This window comes from Dactylosporangium sp. NBC_01737 (assembly GCF_035963215.1).
Taxonomy (GTDB): Bacteria; Actinomycetota; Actinomycetes; order Mycobacteriales; family Micromonosporaceae; genus Dactylosporangium.
Window position 1 is genome coordinate 8,675,204 of sequence record NZ_CP109153.1, and the last position, 16,131, is coordinate 8,691,334.

17 protein-coding genes are annotated in these 16,131 nt (G+C 72.7%); 10 read left to right on the forward strand and 7 right to left on the reverse strand.

Translation table 11 applies throughout. The annotated features are described in order from the left end of the window. Window positions 1–3 precede the first annotated feature (3 nt). From OHA72_RS39300 to OHA72_RS39315, 4 genes are all read right to left on the reverse strand, one after another. Window positions 4–699, reverse strand: a complete 696-nt coding sequence (locus tag OHA72_RS39300) for a TetR/AcrR family transcriptional regulator (protein ID WP_327001149.1) — start codon at window positions 697–699, stop codon at window positions 4–6. 33 nt (window positions 700–732) lie between these two features. Further along, window positions 733–1,161 carry an AMP-binding protein gene (locus tag OHA72_RS39305; protein WP_327001150.1) on the reverse strand — a complete coding sequence of 143 codons (429 nt, stop codon included), beginning with the start codon at window positions 1,159–1,161 and terminating at the stop codon, window positions 733–735. 16 nt (window positions 1,162–1,177) lie between these two features. Continuing rightward, window positions 1,178–1,960 carry an SDR family NAD(P)-dependent oxidoreductase gene (locus OHA72_RS39310; RefSeq protein WP_327001151.1) on the reverse strand — a complete coding sequence of 261 codons (783 nt, stop codon included), beginning with the start codon at window positions 1,958–1,960 and terminating at the stop codon, window positions 1,178–1,180. Window positions 1,961–2,084: 124 nt separating this feature from the next. Beyond that, window positions 2,085–2,723 (reverse strand): TetR/AcrR family transcriptional regulator, encoded by a 639-nt coding sequence (locus tag OHA72_RS39315; RefSeq protein ID WP_327001152.1) that lies wholly within the window; start codon window positions 2,721–2,723, stop codon window positions 2,085–2,087. A 120-nt stretch (window positions 2,724–2,843) separates the two neighbouring features. Here OHA72_RS39315 and OHA72_RS39320 point away from each other — a divergent pair, with 120 nt between their 5' ends. The 5 genes from OHA72_RS39320 to OHA72_RS39340 all read left to right on the forward strand — a co-directional run bounded on the left by OHA72_RS39320 (window position 2,844) and on the right by OHA72_RS39340 (window position 8,924). Then, window positions 2,844–4,052: an oxygenase MpaB family protein gene (locus tag OHA72_RS39320; RefSeq protein WP_327001153.1), complete on the forward strand. Its 1,209-nt coding sequence runs from the start codon at window positions 2,844–2,846 to the stop codon at window positions 4,050–4,052. Between the two features lie 69 nt (window positions 4,053–4,121). After that, the gene (locus tag OHA72_RS39325; RefSeq protein ID WP_327001154.1) at window positions 4,122–5,339 is read left to right on the forward strand and encodes an oxygenase MpaB family protein; all 1,218 of its coding nucleotides are present in this window, start codon (window positions 4,122–4,124) and stop codon (window positions 5,337–5,339) included. Between the two features lie 7 nt (window positions 5,340–5,346). Further along, the gene (locus tag OHA72_RS39330; protein WP_327001155.1) at window positions 5,347–7,641 is read left to right on the forward strand and encodes a molybdopterin cofactor-binding domain-containing protein; all 2,295 of its coding nucleotides are present in this window, start codon (window positions 5,347–5,349) and stop codon (window positions 7,639–7,641) included. Window position 7,642: 1 nt separating this feature from the next. After that, a complete protein-coding gene (locus OHA72_RS39335; protein WP_327001156.1) occupies window positions 7,643–8,119 on the forward strand; it encodes a (2Fe-2S)-binding protein in 477 nt (158 codons plus the stop codon). A 166-nt stretch (window positions 8,120–8,285) separates the two neighbouring features. Beyond that, window positions 8,286–8,924 carry a hypothetical protein gene (locus tag OHA72_RS39340; RefSeq protein ID WP_327001157.1) on the forward strand — a complete coding sequence of 213 codons (639 nt, stop codon included), beginning with the start codon at window positions 8,286–8,288 and terminating at the stop codon, window positions 8,922–8,924. A gap of 63 nt (window positions 8,925–8,987) precedes the next feature. On the opposite strand, the gene OHA72_RS39345 is transcribed toward OHA72_RS39340, so the two are convergent. Together OHA72_RS39345 and OHA72_RS39350 are read right to left on the reverse strand one after the other, a co-directional pair. Continuing rightward, window positions 8,988–9,764, reverse strand: coding sequence for an SDR family oxidoreductase (locus OHA72_RS39345; protein ID WP_327001158.1), 777 nt, complete (start codon window positions 9,762–9,764; stop codon window positions 8,988–8,990). Beyond that, window positions 9,739–10,890 (reverse strand): acetyl-CoA C-acetyltransferase, encoded by a 1,152-nt coding sequence (locus tag OHA72_RS39350; protein WP_327001159.1) that lies wholly within the window; start codon window positions 10,888–10,890, stop codon window positions 9,739–9,741. The genes OHA72_RS39345 and OHA72_RS39350 overlap by 26 nt, the downstream gene beginning before the upstream one ends. 46 nt (window positions 10,891–10,936) lie before the next feature. Between OHA72_RS39350 and OHA72_RS39355 the strand changes: the two genes are divergently transcribed. The 5 genes from OHA72_RS39355 (at window position 10,937) to OHA72_RS39375 (ending at window position 15,471) form a co-directional block, all read left to right on the forward strand. Further along, the gene (locus OHA72_RS39355) at window positions 10,937–12,427 is read left to right on the forward strand and encodes a FadD3 family acyl-CoA ligase (protein ID WP_327001160.1); all 1,491 of its coding nucleotides are present in this window, start codon (window positions 10,937–10,939) and stop codon (window positions 12,425–12,427) included. Further along, window positions 12,424–13,101 (forward strand): SDR family NAD(P)-dependent oxidoreductase, encoded by a 678-nt coding sequence (locus OHA72_RS39360; protein WP_327001161.1) that lies wholly within the window; start codon window positions 12,424–12,426, stop codon window positions 13,099–13,101. The genes OHA72_RS39355 and OHA72_RS39360 overlap by 4 nt, the downstream gene beginning before the upstream one ends. Before the next feature lie 10 nt (window positions 13,102–13,111). Next, window positions 13,112–14,305 (forward strand): acetyl-CoA C-acetyltransferase, encoded by a 1,194-nt coding sequence (locus OHA72_RS39365; protein WP_327001162.1) that lies wholly within the window; start codon window positions 13,112–13,114, stop codon window positions 14,303–14,305. Continuing rightward, on the forward strand, window positions 14,302–15,159 hold the full coding sequence (locus OHA72_RS39370) for an SDR family NAD(P)-dependent oxidoreductase (protein WP_327001163.1): 858 nt from the start codon (window positions 14,302–14,304) through the stop codon (window positions 15,157–15,159). Before OHA72_RS39365 ends, OHA72_RS39370 begins: the two co-directional genes overlap by 4 nt. A gap of 144 nt (window positions 15,160–15,303) precedes the next feature. Beyond that, window positions 15,304–15,471, forward strand: coding sequence for a hypothetical protein (locus OHA72_RS39375; protein ID WP_327001164.1), 168 nt, complete (start codon window positions 15,304–15,306; stop codon window positions 15,469–15,471). A 26-nt stretch (window positions 15,472–15,497) separates the two neighbouring features. Here the strand turns inward: OHA72_RS39375 and OHA72_RS39380 are convergent, their stop codons facing one another. Then, entirely contained in the window at window positions 15,498–16,088 is a 591-nt protein-coding gene (locus OHA72_RS39380) for a TetR/AcrR family transcriptional regulator (RefSeq protein ID WP_327001165.1), read from the reverse strand. Between the last annotated feature and the right edge of the window lie 43 nt (window positions 16,089–16,131).

Genomic DNA, 16,131 nt, shown 5'->3' on the forward strand with positions numbered 1-16,131 from the left:
CGGCTACCCGGCCGGTGCGGCCGGATCGGGTGCCGGGACGTCCAGCATGGGCACCAGGAACCGGCGGGCGACGGCCCGCAGCTCCTCCTCGTCGTCGAGGTCGACGACGAGGCTCGGGGTGATGAGGAAGGACGCGGAGAGCCGGGTCCACAGCTCGGCCACCAGCTCCACGTCCACCTCGGCGGAGATGGTGCCGGCATGCTGCTCGCGGCGCAGCTGGCCGGCGACGAACCGCTGCACGGTGGCGTGGGTCCTGCCGCCGTCGCCGACGATCGACGGCACGACCAGGTCGGGCTCGGCGCTCATCAGGCCGCCGATCAGCGGGTTGTGCCGGATCGCCTGCAGGGCGCTGACGAAGCCCAGCACGACCCGGTCGGCGACCGTCTCAGCCTGCTCGATGTCCACGAGGAACCGGTCGAAGTAGCGGCGGAACTCGCGGCGCACGACCTGCTCGACCAGCGCGTCCTTGGCGGCGAAGCGCCGATAGGCGGTGATGCGCGAGACCCCGGCCCGCCGGGCGACGTCCTCCATGGTGGAGCGCCGCACACCCATCCGGCTGAACTGCTCGTAGGCCGCGTCGAGCAGGCGCGTGGTGATCTCGTCGTTGTCCCCGGTGCGCTCGACCGCCTCGGCGAACGCCCGCTCCAGCAGCGAGTCCGAGTCGGAGGTCGCGACCAGGGCCGACAACAACGGTTCCACAGCCCGCCTCTCCCCGACTCCCGGACGCGGTCATCATACCGACGACCGCCGCCGTCCCGGGTCGGCCCGGCGGGCGAGCGTCCCCGCCGACCGGACGTGGGCCAGCGACACGGTGGCCAGGCTCAGGTCGTCCGGCGCCGGGTCGTCGACCAGCACGATCCGGCGCAGGCCGGGCAGGTCGGGCAGGATCGGCCGCCAGCGGGCGAGGTCGGCCGGGCCCGCCAGCACGAGCAGCTGGGCGGCGCTGTGCCGGGCCAGCAGCCGCAGCCCGTCGGTGCCGAGGGCGGGCCCGACCGGCACCGGCGTCGCGCCGGCGTGCACGGCGGCGGCGTCGATCAGCCACGACTCGGGCCGGCCGGCGAGCATGATCAGGACGCGGCCGCCGGGCCGCAGCCCGATCACGGTGAGCCCGCGGGCCAGCACGGCGACGTCCTCGGGCGGGTCGGTCTCGGCAGCGTCCACGACATGCTCCCTCAGGTCACTGAGCGGTCCAGCCGCCGTCCACGTGCAGGACGCTGCCGGTGACATAGCTGGCCGCGTCCGAGGCGAGGAACGCGACCGCGCCGACGACCTCCTGCGGGCGGCCGAACCGGCCCATCGGGATGCGCTCGCGGAGCCGCCGCGACCACACCTCGTGGTTGCGCAGGTCCTCGGTCATCTGCGTCTCCAGGTATCCGGGCGCCACCGCGTTGACCCGCACGCCGGCGTGCGCCCACTCCAGGGCCAGGGTCCGGGTCAGCTGCTCGATGCCGCCCTTGCTGGCGCTGTAGGCGGCCAGCCGGGGCAGCCCCACCTGGCCGTGCACCGACGACATGTTGATGATGCTGCCCGCGCCCCGCCGGAGCATGACGGCCCCGGCCGCGCGGGCGCAGATGAAGGCGCCGGACAGGTTGGTGTGCAGCACCCGCTGCCAGTCGGCCGTGGCGAGCAGCTCGCTGCGCTCCAGCGCGGGGCTGATCCCGGCGTTGTTGACCAGGATGTCCAGGCGGCCCCACCGCCGCTGGGCCAGGTCCACGACCGCGTCGGCGGTGGGCTCGTCGGTGACGTCGCCGACGACCACCTCCGCCGTGCCGCCGGCCGCGACGATCCGCTCGCACACGGCGCGCAGCGGGCCGGCGGACCGGGCCTGCAGGATCACGGTCGCGCCGTGCCCGGCCAGCCCTTCGGCGACCGCGGCGCCGAGACCCCGCCCGGCCCCGGTGACCCAGGCGACCCTGCCGAGCAGCGGTCCGGTCGTCGGTCCGGTCGTCGGTCCGGGCATCGGTCCGGGCGTCGGTCCGGGCATCGGTCCGGGCATCGGTCCGGTCATCCCAGGGCTCCGCGGGAGGCCTGATGCCGCCGCACGGCGCGGCGGGCGCCCGACCAGCGGTGCACCTCGGACGTGCTCATGCCGCCACCCGCGCCTGCACCATGGGCACGAGGAACTGCCGCGCCACCGCCGCGAGCTGCGCCTCGTCGTCGAGATCGACGATCTCGCCGGGGATCGCCAGGAAGGACGCCGAGACCCGGACCATCATCTCCGCGGCGAGGTCGGTGTCCAGCTCGCTCGACACGTTGCCGGCGCGCTGCTCGCGGCGCAGCTGCCCGGCCAGGAACTGCCGCACGGTCGCGAGGGTCTGCCCGCCGTCACTGATCATGGATGGCGCGACCAGGTCCGGCTCCGCCGCCATCAGGCCGCCGATCAACGGGTTGCGCCTCAGCGCGCGCAGGGAGCTCACGAACCCCACGACCACGCGGTCGGCCACCGTCTCGGCCCGGCCGATGTCGACGAGGAACTGGTCGAAGTATCGCCGGAACTCCCGCCGCACCACCTCCTCGACCAGCGCGCTCTTGTTGGCGAACCGCCGATAGACGGTGACGCGGGAGACCCGGGCGCGGCGCGCCACGTCCTCCATGGTGCAGCGCTGGATGCCCACCCGGCAGAACTGCTCGTAGGCCGCGTCGAGCAGGCGTGCCCTGGTCTCGTTCTCATCATCGATGCCTTTGACTGCGTCAATGTATGCGCGTTCGACGAGTGACGTCACGATCACCTCCTTGAACCGTCTTGTGATGGCCGACACGGTGTGGTCTTATACGTGAAACACCGAGGCAATCTGCGTTTCATCGTATCAGATCTGCGTTTGACCTCAAGAAGGAGAGACGGCATGGACCGGCTCAGCAGACGAAACGTGTTGGCGGCAGGTGGCGCGCTCGGCGCGCTCGGCGCCCTGGGGATGGCGACTCCGGCCTGGACCTGGGCGCCCGGCGGCTCGGTCGCCGGCGCCGGCGCGGGCCTGGACCCGCGGTACGTGTGGGACGAGGAGGCCGATCCGCTGGTCGCCTCGCTGATCGACCGCGGCGACGTGCCGCGGGTCAACGAGCTGCTGCGGACCTGGACCAGGAACGGCCAGGCGCTGCCGAGCGGGCTGCCGGCCGACCTGCGGGACTTCATGGAGCGGGCCCGGCAGCTGCCGGCCTGGACGGATCAGCGCAAGCTGGCCCTCGCCGTGGAGTTCAACAACAAGCGGGGGCTCTACCTGGGCGTGCTGTACGGGCTGGCCAGCGGCATGATGAGCACGGTCATCCCGAAGGAGGCGCGGGCGGTCTACCACTCGCAGGGCGGCGCCGACATGAAGGACCGCATCTCCAAGACCGCGAAGCTCGGCTACGACATCGGCGCGCGCAACGCGTACCAGCCCGACGGCGAGATGATCGTGACCGGCGTCAAGACGCGCCTGGTGCACGCCGCCGTGCGGCACCTGCTGCCGCAGTCGCCGTACTGGTCGGCCGTCGCCGACGAGGACATCCCGATCAGCCAGCGCGACATCATGGTCACCTGGCACAGCCTGCCGACGACGGTCATGCAGAAGCTGACCGCCTGGCGGGTGCCGATCCCGGCCGCGGAGTCCGAGGCGTTCCTGCACTCCTGGCAGGTCGGCGCGCACCTGCTCGGCGTCAAGGACGAGTACATCCCCGCCTCGTGGGCGGAGGCCGACGCGCAGGCCGCGCAGGTGCTCACGCCGGCGCTGGCCCCGACCCCCGAGGGCGTCAAGCTGGCCGACATCCTGCTCAACCTGGGATCGGTGATCGACGGCGGCCTGCTGACCAAGCCGATCCTCGGCGCGTTCACCCGCTTCATGCTGGGTGACCAGATCGCCCAGTGGCTGCACATCGACCGGGAGCCGGTCTGGGACACGCTGCTGCGCACCGCCTGGGGGCCGTTCATCGCCGTCCGGGAGGGGCTGCTGCCCTTCCCGCTGGCGCCCTCGGCCTACTGGCTCTTCGACGAGTTCCTGCGCAAGGCGGCGCTGCTGTTCCTGTCCGAGGCCCGGCCGATCAGCATCGAGATCCCGGTCACCAACCGCCCGACCTGATCTCGACGGTACCAAGAAACGCATGTCGTATCGACGTATCATTCGCGACCGCTTGAAAGGGTTTGAGACATGGCGGAGCTCAGCAGGAGAAAGATTCTGATCTCGGGCGGCGCGCTCGGCGCACTCGGCGCGCTGGCGGCGGTGTCCCCGGCGCACGCGGCGCCCTGGACCTGGCCGTCAAACGGTTCCATCGCCGGTGCGGGTGCCGGCGCGGCCGCCGACCCGCGCTGGGTGTGGGACGCCGAGGCCGACCCGCTGCTCGCCTCGCTGATCGACCGGGGCGACGTCCCGAGGGTCAACGAGCTGCTGTGGGACTGGGACCGCAACGACCAGCCGCTGCCCGCGGGGCTCCCGGCGGACCTGCGGGACTTCATGGAGCACGCCCGGCAGCTGCCGGCGTGGGCGGACCGGGCGAAGCTCGAACGCGCCGCGCAGTTCAACAAGTCCCGGGGGCTCTACCTCAACCTGCTCAACGGCGTGGGCGGCGGCATGCTCAGCACCGCCATCCCCAAGGAGGCCCGCGCGGTCTACTACTCCAAGGGCGGCGCGGACATGGAGGACCGCGTCGCCAAGACCAGCATCCTCGGCTTCGCCGTCGGCGACCTGAACGCCTACCGCCCCGACGGCGACTGCATCGTCCAGGCCGTCAAGACCCGCCTGGTCCACGCGGCGGTGCGGCACCTGCTGCAGCAGTCGCCGCACTGGGACGGCACCATCCCGATCAGCCAGGAGGACATGCTGGTCACCTGGCACACGCTGCCCACCTTCGCGATGCGCAGAATGCGCGAATGGCAGGTGCCGATGACCACCGCCGACGCCGACGCCTACCTGCACGTGTGGCAGGTGACCGCCCACCTGCTCGGCATCAAGGACGAGTACATCCCCGCCAGCTGGGCCGCCGCGAACACCCAGTCCGACCAGGTCCTGCCCCGCAACATGGGCCCGACGCCGGAGGGCGTCATCCTGACCGACATCCTGCTGGGCCAGCTCGCCGAGCAGACCAGCCCCGGCAGCATCAGCCGACCGCTGGTCAACGCGCTCGCCCGCTACCTCGTCGGCGACCAGGTCGCCGACTGGGACGCCATCCGCCGCGAGCCGGTGTGGGGGCCGCTCATCAGCACCGTCTGGCCGCTGCTGGTCAAGTTCCGCGAGGGGCTCATCCCGCTGCCGCTGGTGCCCGAGGTCGCCTGGATCATCGACGAGGCGGCCCGCAACTACATCCTGTTCTACCTGACCAAGGGCGAGGCGACGAAGCTCGAGATCCCCGTCATCAACCGCCCCGAGTGAGCCGGCGATGACCGAACCCTTCGGGCGGCGGCGGTTCCTCGGCTACGTGCTGGCCGGCCCGGTCCTGGTGACCGCGGCCGAGCTCGGCCTGGCCCCCGACCCCGCCGCCGCCCAGGCCCCCGAAGCCCAGGTGCCCTCACCCGAGATCACGGACCTGCTCGACCTCAACGACCTGATGACCGCGGCCGCGCTGCCGACGTCCGGCCTGATCTCGGTCGAGGTCAACCCGGACGGCACGGTGTCGTTCGCGCTGCCCCGCGCCGAGGTCGGGCAGGGCATCACCACCTCGACGGCCATGCTGATCGCCGAGGAGCTGTCGGTGCCGCTGCAGCGGGTGCGCGTCACCCTCGCCGACGCCCGGCCCGAGCTGCTGTTCAACCAGCTCACCGGCGGCTCCAACACCACGATCGCCACCTACACCCCGATCCGGGTCGCCGCCGCCGTCGCCCGCCACCGGCTGCTGCAGGCCGCGGCGACCGAACTCGGCGTGGCCGCCGCCGACCTCAGCCTGCGCGACGGGGTGATCCGCGACCGCGCCGGCCGGGGCATCGCCATCGGTGAGCTCGCCGCGAAGGCCGCGAGCGCGACGACCGTGCCCGTCGCGGTGGAGCTCACCCCCAGGGCGTCCTTCACCGTCATCGGCCGCCCGACCAGCCGCGTCGACGCCCTCGACGCGGTGACCGGGCGCAAGAAGTTCGCCATGGACCTCGACGTCGCGGGCGCGAAACCGGCGATGGTGTGCCGCCCGCCCACCGTCAACGGCAAGGTCGGCTCGGTCGCCAACCTCGCCGAGGTGCGTGGCATGCCGGGCGTGACCGACGTCGTCGTCATCTCCACCGGCGTGGCGGTGCGCGCGGAGACGTTCGGCCAGTGCATCGACGCCGTGCGGGCGCTGCGCGTGACCTGGCGGCCCGGCACCGCCGAGGGCAGCTCCGACCAGACCGTCCTGCGGTCCCTCGCCGCCGCCGAGATCCCGCTCGGGCTGCGCCCGCCGACCCCGGTCGTGGAGGGGAAGTTCACGTTCCACTTCCGCGGCAACAGCGCGTTGGAGCCGAACTGCGCGATCGCCGACGTACGCGCCGGCCGGGCCGAGATCTGGTCGGCGCTGAAGTCGCCGATCGTCGCCAAACAGGTCATCGCGGCCAGGCTCGGGCTGCCGGCCGCCAGCGTCACCGTGCACGTCACCGAGGGCGGCGGGTCGTTCGGGCGCAAACTGTTCTTCGACGCCGCGATCGAGGCGGCCGAGGTGTCCCAGAAGACCGGCAAGCCCGTCAAGCTCATGTGGCACCGGGCCGACGACTCCCGCCAGGGGCGCGTGCACCCGATGGCCACCTCGCGCGTGCGGGTGTCGTACCTCGGCGGGACGGTGCTGAGCTACACCCAGCGGCACACCAGCGTCGCCACCGATCTCAGCCACGGTCTCGGCGAGATCATTACCGCGTTCGCCGCCCGGCTGCCCGTCGGGGACATCGGCTTCTCGGAGACCTTCTTCCAGCTCAGCCAGCAGATGTCCTACAACTTCGGGGTCAGCAGCCGGCTGCTCAGTGAGACCGACACGAGCTTCAACACCGGCAGCATGCGCAACGTCTACTCACCCGACGTCACCTGCGCCCGCGAGCTGATCGTGGACCAGGTCGCGGCCCGGATGGGCAAGGATCCGTACCGGTTCCGGCGCGAGTTCCTGCGCGACGAGCGCTGCCGCGCGGCACTGGACGCCGTGGCCACCGCCGGCGGGTGGGGCCGGTCGATGCCGGCCGGCACCGCCCAGGGCATCGCGTTCCACGCCGAGTACAAGGCGGTCAGCGCCGCACTGGTGGAGATCGACTGCCGGCCGGGCACCGTCAACCGGCCGATCCGCGACGGCGTCACGGGGCCGCGGGTGACCAAGGTCGTGTTCGCGGTCGACGTGGGGCTCGCCGTCAACCCGCGCGGCCTGGAGGCGCAGATGATGGGCGGCGTCATGGACGGTATCGCCCTGGCGCTGACCTCCAGCCTGCACCTGCGCGACGGATACTTCCTCGAGGCGAGCTGGGACAACGCCTTCTACACCCGGCAGTGGAACACCCCGCCCGAGCTGCGGATCATCGTCCTGCCCAGCACCTCCGAGCAGCCCGGCGGCGCCGGCGAGCTGGGCGTCGCCGCGTCGATGGCCGCGGTCGCGTGCGCCTACGGCCGGGCCACCGGCACGATGCCGACCAGCTTCCCGGTCAACCACGGCACGCTGTCGTTCACGCCGAAGCCGACGATCCCGCCCGTCCCGCCGTCACCGACCGACGGCCTGTTGCAGCAATGGGAGCCCTGACATGCCCGAGCACACGTTCCGCGTCAACGGCGAGCAGGTCACCGTCGACGTCCCCGACGACGTGCGCCTGCTCTGGGTCCTGCGCGACGTCCTGGGCATCACGGGGCCGAAGTACGGCTGCGGCATCAGCGTATGCAAGGCCTGCACCAGCCACCTCAACGGCAACGGCATCACGCCCTGCGCGGTCCCCGTCGGTGAGCTCCGGCCGACCGACGAGGTGACGACGATCGAGGGGCTGGCGGCCACCGCCGGCCGGGACCTGCACCCGATGCAGCAGGCCTGGCTCGACCACGACGTGTCCCAGTGCGGATACTGCCAGCCCGGCCAGATCATGGCCGCGGTCGCGCTGGTCCGCCGCGTCGCCGCCGAGGGCCGGGCCATCACCGACGCCGACCTGGACAGCCTGCGCAACGTCTGCCGCTGCGGTACGTACCCGCGCATCCGCCAGGCGATCCGGGCGGGCGCGGCGAACATGTGAACCCCGTCCACGGGACCGCCGCCGGGGTGCCGCCGCCGGAGGTCCCGTGGATGAGGGGACGTTGGTCCCGTCGGTGTGGGTGGTTGTCCTCTGCGCTGCGGCGGTGCTGGTGATCGATGCTTCTGGCATCACAACGGAGCATTACCAGCGCCCTGGAGGGCATGCCATGAAGCGCAAGACGCTCGACATCCTCGTCGGTCTGGGCCTGGTCGTCCTGGCGGGTCTCCTGCTGGTCGCTGGTGTGGTGCTGACCAGTAACGCGAGCTTCGCCAACGACTATGTCAAGGATCAGTTGGGTCAGCAGCAGATCACGTTCAAGACCGCGGACACGATGACGGCGGAGGAGAAGCAGTCGGCGTGCCTGGTGAGGTACGCGGGTCAGCAGCTGACGAGCGGGAAGCAGGCGGAGTGCTACGCCAACGAGTTCATCGGCCTGCATCTGAAGTCGATCGCGGGTGGGAAGACCTACGCGCAGCTCGGTGATGTGCAGACGGATCTGCGGGCGCAGATCGCGAAGCTGGCCAAGGACGACCCGGCCGCCGCGGACCTGCAGAAGCAGCTGACGGATGCCACCGCGGCGCGGGAGACGGTGTTCAAGGGTGAGACGTTGCGTGGGCTGTTGTTGACTTCGTACGGGTTCAGCGAGTTCGGGGTGAAGGCCGGTCAGGCCGCGCTGGTGGCGTACGGCGCTGCCGGGCTGCTGCTCCTGCTGGGTGCCGCGGGCCTCATCCACGCCGCAGCGACCCCGGGCAGCAAGGGCTTCGCGGTCCCGGAGGCTGCCGGCAAGGGACTCGTCAACGCCTGAACCGCAGGCAACCTGACCCGGGCCTCCCACAGGGAGCCCGGGTCGCGTGCGTCCGGCCGGTGTTCAGCCCGTCCCGGGTCCGCCGGGGCGGGCGGTCTCGGCGTACCGGGGGAGCTGCCCGCCGCCGTCGACCAGCAGGCTCGCCCCGGTCATGTACGCCGCGAGCGGGGAGGCCAGCAGCAGCACCGCGTCGGCGATGTCGGCGGGGGTCGCCATGCGGCCCATCGGGACGGTCGCGGCGACCGCGGCCAGGGCGGCCTCGTCACCGTAGTGCGCGGCGTTGTCGTCGGTGCGCACCACGCCGGCGGTGACCGTGTTGACCCGGACCTTCGGCGCCCACTCCAGGGCCAGGGCGCGGGTGAGCGTCTCGAGGCCGGCCTTGGCCGCGGCGTATGCGGCGGTGCCCGGCGCCGGGCGGATCGCGGAGACGCTGCCGATGTTGACGATGAGCCCGCCGCCGTCCTGCGCCTGCATGACGGCGTTCGCGGCCTGCGAGACGAAGAACGGCGCGAGCAGGTTGAGCCGGACCACGGCGGTCACCAGGTTCGGCGACACGGTCGCGGCCGGCGCGGCGGGGGAGCCGCCGGCGTTGTTGACGAGCAGGTCGAGGCGCCCGAACGCGTCGGTCGCGGCCGCGACCAGCGCCGTGGCCTCGGCGGGCTCGCGCACGTCGGCGGCGGCGAAGTCCACCCCGGGCGGCAGGTCGGCGGGTTCGCGCCGGCCGCAGACCAGGACCCGGTAGCCGGCGGCGGCCAGGCGGGCGGCGAGCTCCCGGCCGATGCCGCGGGTGCCGCCGGTGACCAGCGCGGCGGGGTCAGAGCCGCTCGATGACGGTGACATTGGCCGTCCCACCGCCCTCGCACATGGTCTGCAGCCCGTACCGGCCGCCGGTGTCCTCCAGGGCGTGCAGCAGCGTCGTAATCAGCCGCGCCCCGGTCGCGCCGAGCGGGTGGCCGAGCGCGACGGCGCCGCCGCGCACGTTGACGCGCGACGGGTCGGCGCCGGTCTCCCGCTGCCAGGCGAGGACCACCGGCACGAACGCCTCGTTGATCTCGACCAGGTCGATGTCGTCGATGGTGAGGCCGCTGCGCCGCAGGGCGTGCGCGGTGGCCGGGATCGGGCCGGTGAGCATGTACACGGGGTCGTCGGCGCGGACGCTCAGGTGGTGGACGCGGGCGCGGGGGCGCAACCCGTGGGTGCGCACCGCCGCCTCGGAGGCGACCAGCAGCGCCGCGGCGCCGTCGGAGATCTGGCTGGCGAGGGCCGCGGTGACGATCCCGCCGGGGGTGAGCGTCGGCAGGCCCGCCATCCTCTCCAGCGAGGTGTCCGGGCGGGGCCCCTCGTCGGCGGTCACGTCGCCGAGCGGCACCGTCTCGCGGACGAAGCGGCCCTCGGCGCGGGCGGCGACGGCCTTGCGGTGGCTGTCCAGCGCGTACACCTCCATCTCCGAACGCCCCAGCGACCACTTCGCGGCGATCAGCTCCGCGGCCCTGAACTGGCTGATCTCCTGATCACCGTAGCGGCGCTGCCAGCCGGCGGAGCCGCGGAACGGGTCGTCGAAGCCGTACTCGCGGCCGGCGAGCATCGCGGCGGAGATGGGGATCGCGCTCATGTTCTGCACGCCGCCGGCGACCACGAGGTCGGCGGTGCCGGACATGACCGCCTGGGCGGCGAAGTGCAGCGCCTGCTGGGAGGAGCCGCACTGCCGGTCCACCGTGACGCCCGGGACCGCGTCGGGCAGGCCGGCGGCGAGCCAGGAGGTGCGGGCGATGTTGCCGGCCTGCGGGCCGATCGCGTCGACGCAGCCGAAGATGACGTCGTCGACGGCCGCCGGGTCGACGCCGCTGCGGTCCATGAGCGCGGTCAGCACGTGCGCGCCGAGGTCGGCGGGGTGCACGCCGGCGAGGCCGCCGCCCCGCCGCCCGACCGGGGTACGCACCGCTTCGACCAGGTAAGCCTCCGTCATACCCGACACCTTACCAAGCGAGCGCTTGGTTGGTAAGGTGCGTGACATGGAACCGTTGAGTGCCCGGACGCTGCCGGACCTGGTGCGCGCCGGCGCCGAGCACCATCGCGACCGCGAGGCGGTCGTCGACGGACCGGTCCGGCTCACCTACGCCGGGCTGGCCGAGGAGGTCGCACGGTTCGCCGGGGCCCTTGCCGCCAGGGGTGTCGGCAAGGGCGACCGGGTCGCGCTGTGGGCCCCGAACTCGTGGCGGTGGATCGTGGCCGCGCTCGGCGTCGTCACCGCCGGCGGCGTCCTCGTGCCGCTGAACACCCGCTTCAAGGGCCCGGAGGCCGGCTACATCCTGTCCCGCAGCGGCGCCCGGCTGCTGCTGGTCGACGACGGGTTCCTCGGCAACCGCTACGTCGACTCCCTCGCCGGCTCGAAGCTTCCGGACTTGTCGGACATCGTACCGTTCGACGAGTGGGACGCGTTCGTCGCGGGTACGGCCGACGTCACCGCCGACGTGGGGCCCGACGACCTGTCCGACCTGTTCTTCACCTCCGGCACCACCGGGCGGCCCAAGGGCGCCATGCTCACCCACCGGCAGAGCACCCAGGTCTACGTCGCCTGGAGCGAGCTCGCCGACCTGCGGGCCGGGGACCGGTACCTGCTGGTCAACCCGTGCTTCAACACGTTCGGCTACAAGGCCGGCGTGATCGCCTGCCTGCTGCGCGGCGCCACGATCGTGCCGCAGCCGGTCTTCGACGTCGCGGCTTCGCTGCGCCTGATCGAGCAGGAACGGATCACCGTGCTGCCCGGCCCGCCCACCCTGTACACCTCGATGCTGGACCATCCGGACCGGCCGTCGCGCGACCTGTCCAGCCTGCGGGTCGCGGTCACCGGCGCCACGACGGTCCCGGTGGTCATGATCGAGCGGCTCCGTGAGGAGCTGAAGCTCGCCACCGTCCTCACCGCCTACGGGCTCACCGAGTCCTGCGGCACCGCGACGATGTGCCGCCCCGACGACGACCCCGTCACCGTCGCGACCACCTGCGGCGCCGCGATCGACGGCGTCGAGGTCACCGTCGACCCGGTCAGCAGCGAGATCCTCGTCCGCGGGTACAACGTGATGCGCGGCTACTGGCAGGACCCGGCGGCGACCGCCGACGCGATCGACGCCGACGGCTGGCTGCACACCGGCGACATCGGCGCCCTCGACGAGCGCGGCTACCTGCGCATCACCGACCGGCTCAAGGACATGTTCATCGTCGGCGGCTTCAACGTCTACCCGGCCGAGATCGAGCAGGTCCTTGCCCGGCACGAGGCGGTCGGCGAGGTCGCGGTCATCGGCGTGCCGGACGAGCGGCTCGGCGAGGTCGCCCGCGCCTACGTCGTCCCGCGCCCCGGCTCCGCCGCTTCGGAGGAGGAACTCGCCGTGTTCTGCAAGGAACGGCTCGCCAACTACAAGCTGCCCCGCTCCTACGTGTTCCTGGACGCGTTGCCGCGCAACGCCAGCGGCAAGGTGCTCAAGACGGCCCTGCGCGGTGCGGCGTGACTTCCCCCCGCCCGACGGACACGGTCATCGTCACCGGGGGTGCCAGCGGGATCGGCGCCGCGATCGTCCGCCTCGCCGCGTCCCAGGGCCTGCGGCCGGTCGTGTGGGACCTGACCCCGACCGACGGCGGGTTCGTCGTCGACGTCCGCGACCCTGCGGCGGTCGCCGCGGCGCTCGAGGCGAGCGGACCGGCGCGGTACCTGGTCAACAACGCCGGCCCGGCCAGCGGCGGCGCGCCACTCGGCTTCGTCGAAGGCGTCACCGCGACCGTCGGCAGCGTCGAGGCGGTCACCGCCGCCTGGCTGGCGACCGGCCCGCCCGCGGATGCCGCGGTGGTCAATGTCGCCTCCGTCGCCGGAAACCTCGTCGGCACCGACTCGGCGTGGTACTCCGCCGGCAAGGCCGCGATCGCCGGCTACACCCGCCATCTCGCCACCCGCTTGGCTCCCGCGGTCCGCGCGAACGCCGTCGCGCCCGGGTTCATCGACACCCCGCGGATGGCCGGCTTCGCCGACACGCCGCTGGGCCGGGACCTCATCGCGCGCAACCCGATGCGCCGCGCCGGACGCCCCGAGGACGTCGCCGCCGCCGTGCTGTTCCTGCTCTCCCCGTCCGCCGCCTACATCAACGGCGTCCTGCTGCCCGTCGACGGTGGCTGGACCGTGTCCCAGTAGAGGAAGGGTCATGCCCGAAGCCGTCATCGTCTCGGCCGTGCGCTCGCCGATCGGCCGCGCCTACAAGGGAACCCTGTCCGGCGTGCGCGCCGACGACCTCGCCGCGCAGGTCGTGCGGCTCGCCCTGGACCGCGTCCCGGCCCTGGACCCGGCCACGCTGGACGACCTGATCCTCGGCTGCGCCCAGCCGGCCGGCGAGCAGGGGTACAACCTCGGCCGGCAGGTCGCGATGCACCTCGGCTACGACATGGTGCCGGGGACCACCGTCAACCGGTACTGCGCCTCGTCGCTGCAGGCGATCCGGATGGCGTTCCACGCCATCAAGGCGGGGGAGGGGCACGCGTTCGTCGCCGCCGGCGTCGAGGTCGTCTCGCACTATCCCGCCGGCAAGGCCGACGGCATGCCGGACACCCGCAACCCACGCTTCGACGGCATCGTCGGCGCCCGGCCCTGGTCGGACCCGCGTGCGCGCGGCGCGCTGCCCGACGTGTACATCGCCATGGGAGAGACCGCCGAGAACGTCGCCGAGCTGTGCGGGATCACCCGTGGCGAGCAGGACGAGTTCGCGGTGCGCAGCCAGAACAACGCCGAGAAGGCCCTCGCCGACGGCTTCTGGGACCGCGACATCACGCCGGTCACCCTGCCCGACGGCACGGTCCTGCGGTCCGACGACGGCCCGCGCGCCGGCGTGACGCTGGAGAAGGTCGCGGCCCTGCAACCGGCCTTCCGCCCCGACGGCACCGTCACCGCCGCCAACTGCTGCCCCCTCAACGACGGCGCCGCGGCCCTCGTCGTGATGAGCTCCACCCGCGCCCGGTCGCTGGGCCTCACGCCGCTGGCCCGCATCGTCAGCACCGGCGTCTCCGCGCTCAGCCCCGAGATCATGGGCCTCGGCCCGGTCGAGGCCTCCCGCCGCGCCCTCGCGCACGCGGGCCTCACGATCGGCGACATCGACCTGATCGAGATCAATGAGGCCTTCGCCGCTCAGGTGATCCCGGCGTACCGCCAGATGGGCGCCCCGCTCGACCGGGTGAACGTGCACGGCGGCGCCATCGCGGTCGGCCACCCGTTCGGCATGACCGGCGCCCGCATCGCCACCACCCTGCTCAACGGCCTCGTGCACCGCGACGCCCAGTTCGGCCTGGAAACCATGTGCACCGCCGGCGGCCAGGGCATGGCCATGGTGATCGAGCGGCTCTCATGACGGGCTTCCTCGACGGCAAGGCGGTCGTCGTCACGGGCGCGGGCCGGGGCCTGGGCGCCGCCTACGCGCGGCTCGCGGCTGCCGAGGGGGCCGCGGTACTGGTCAACGACGTCGACGCCGACCTGGCACATGCCGTCGCGGCATCGATCACGGCCGACGGCGGCCGCGCCGTCGCGGCGGCCGGCACCATCGGCACCTGGGACGGCGCCGGGGAGGTGATCGACCGGTGCGTCGCCGAGTTCGGCGCGATCGACGGCCTGGTCAACAACGCCGGGATCTTCCGCCTCGCCCACCCTGCCTCCCAGGACCCGGACGAGTTCCGCGCGGTCATCGAGGTGAACCTGCTCGGCACCGCGTACTGCGGCCTGCACGCGATCCGGGCGATGCTGTCGCAGGGCGGCGGGTCCGTGGTGAACGTGACGTCGGGCGCGCACGCGGGGTCGGCGGCGATGGGTGCCTACGGTGCCAGCAAGGGCGGCGTCGCGTCGCTGACCTACTGCTGGGCGGCGGACCTCATCGGCACCGGCGTGCGGGTCAACGCCGTCTCACCCAACGCGCACACCCGGATGGCCGACGCGTTCGAGGCGTACCTCGGCGCCGACGCCCAGGGCCAGAACGTGCACAAGCCACCGGCGCAGAACGCCCCGGCGGTCATCTACCTGCTCTCCGCCGCGGCAGCCGGGGTGCACGGCCAGGTCGTCCGCATCGACGGCGACGAACTGTCGATGATCGCCCACCCCGTCGTCCAGGGCACCGGCGCGCAGGACCCTTCGTGGACGGTGGAGAAGGTCGCGGCGGCATTCGAGGCCGGCGCCGTCGGCCCGATCAGCCCCGTCGGCCTGCACCGCGCCTGAACCACCGGCCGCGGCCGTGGTGGCGCAGGCGGCTGGCCGCGGCCGGGACCGCGGCCGCGCTCGTCCTCGCCGGGGGCGATCGTCTACGCGGTCACCCGCGGGGGCGGCGGCGGAGACGACATCGGGGGGCCGGACGTCCCCGTGGTGACCGGCTCCGCGGTGACCCCCTCCGCGGGCCGGACGGCCGACCAGGATGAGGAGCGGCTCAAGGGGATGATCAACGACGAGCGCATCGTCGCCCGTGTCGGCGACAGCAGCTCGAAGACCGCCGCCGACTGGCTCGACGACCACCGCACCGAGCTGCTGGCCTGAGCTTGGCCGCGGTGGCCGCGGCCGGGTCACCGCGTCTTCGACAGGCCGTCCAGGAACAGTGAGGTGCAGTCCTCGGCGAGGCGGGTGATCGGGTACGCCGCCGTGGGCTTGAACCAGCGCACCGACAGCCAGACGGCGTCACGCATCAGGCGGTAGAGGATCTTGGGGTCCAGGTCGTCGCGGATGACGCCCTCGGCGATGCCGGCCTCGATGACCGACAGCCAGGTCTGCTGGACCTCCTTGCCGGCGGTGCGCAGGTATCCGAACCGTTCGATCTGGGTGAGGTAGTTGACGTCGTTCTGGTAGATCTCGGTGGCGTGCGGGTGCGCCTCGACGACCTCGAGCGAGGCCACGATGAGGTCGTGCAGGCGGGTCCGTGGGTGGCTCTCGCCGTCCAGCACCCGCTTGTACCGGGTGCGCAGGTCTTCCAGGTAGGAGGTCACGATCTCGTCGACCATGGCTTCCTTGGACTCGAAGTGGTGATACAGGCTGCCGGACAGGATGCCGGCCTCGTCGGCGATCTCGCGCACCGTCGTGGCGGACACGCCCTTGCGGGCGAACAGCGCCGCGGCGCTGGCGAGAATCCGTTCGCGTCGATCCCCAGGCTCTCGCGCCATCCCGCTCTTCCTCACCGACGTCGTTGTGCAGCCTCGTCTATCC

Coding starts and splice junctions, on each gene's coding strand:
- OHA72_RS39330 (WP_327001155.1), top strand. CDS start 5,347: ATGACCGAACCCTTCGGGCGGCGGCGGTTCCTCGGCTACGTGCTGGCC.
- OHA72_RS39310 (WP_327001151.1), bottom strand. CDS start 1,960: ATGCCCGGACCGACGACCGGACCGACGACCGGACCGCTGCTCGGCAGG.
- OHA72_RS39340 (WP_327001157.1), top strand. CDS start 8,286: ATGAAGCGCAAGACGCTCGACATCCTCGTCGGTCTGGGCCTGGTCGTC.
- OHA72_RS39335 (WP_327001156.1), top strand. CDS start 7,643: ATGCCCGAGCACACGTTCCGCGTCAACGGCGAGCAGGTCACCGTCGAC.
- OHA72_RS39370 (WP_327001163.1), top strand. CDS start 14,302: ATGACGGGCTTCCTCGACGGCAAGGCGGTCGTCGTCACGGGCGCGGGC.
- OHA72_RS39365 (WP_327001162.1), top strand. CDS start 13,112: ATGCCCGAAGCCGTCATCGTCTCGGCCGTGCGCTCGCCGATCGGCCGC.
- OHA72_RS39345 (WP_327001158.1), bottom strand. CDS start 9,764: ATGTCACCGTCATCGAGCGGCTCTGACCCCGCCGCGCTGGTCACCGGC.
- OHA72_RS39355 (WP_327001160.1), top strand. CDS start 10,937: ATGGAACCGTTGAGTGCCCGGACGCTGCCGGACCTGGTGCGCGCCGGC.
- OHA72_RS39325 (WP_327001154.1), top strand. CDS start 4,122: ATGGCGGAGCTCAGCAGGAGAAAGATTCTGATCTCGGGCGGCGCGCTC.
- OHA72_RS39350 (WP_327001159.1), bottom strand. CDS start 10,890: ATGACGGAGGCTTACCTGGTCGAAGCGGTGCGTACCCCGGTCGGGCGG.
- OHA72_RS39320 (WP_327001153.1), top strand. CDS start 2,844: ATGGACCGGCTCAGCAGACGAAACGTGTTGGCGGCAGGTGGCGCGCTC.
- OHA72_RS39380 (WP_327001165.1), bottom strand. CDS start 16,088: ATGGCGCGAGAGCCTGGGGATCGACGCGAACGGATTCTCGCCAGCGCC.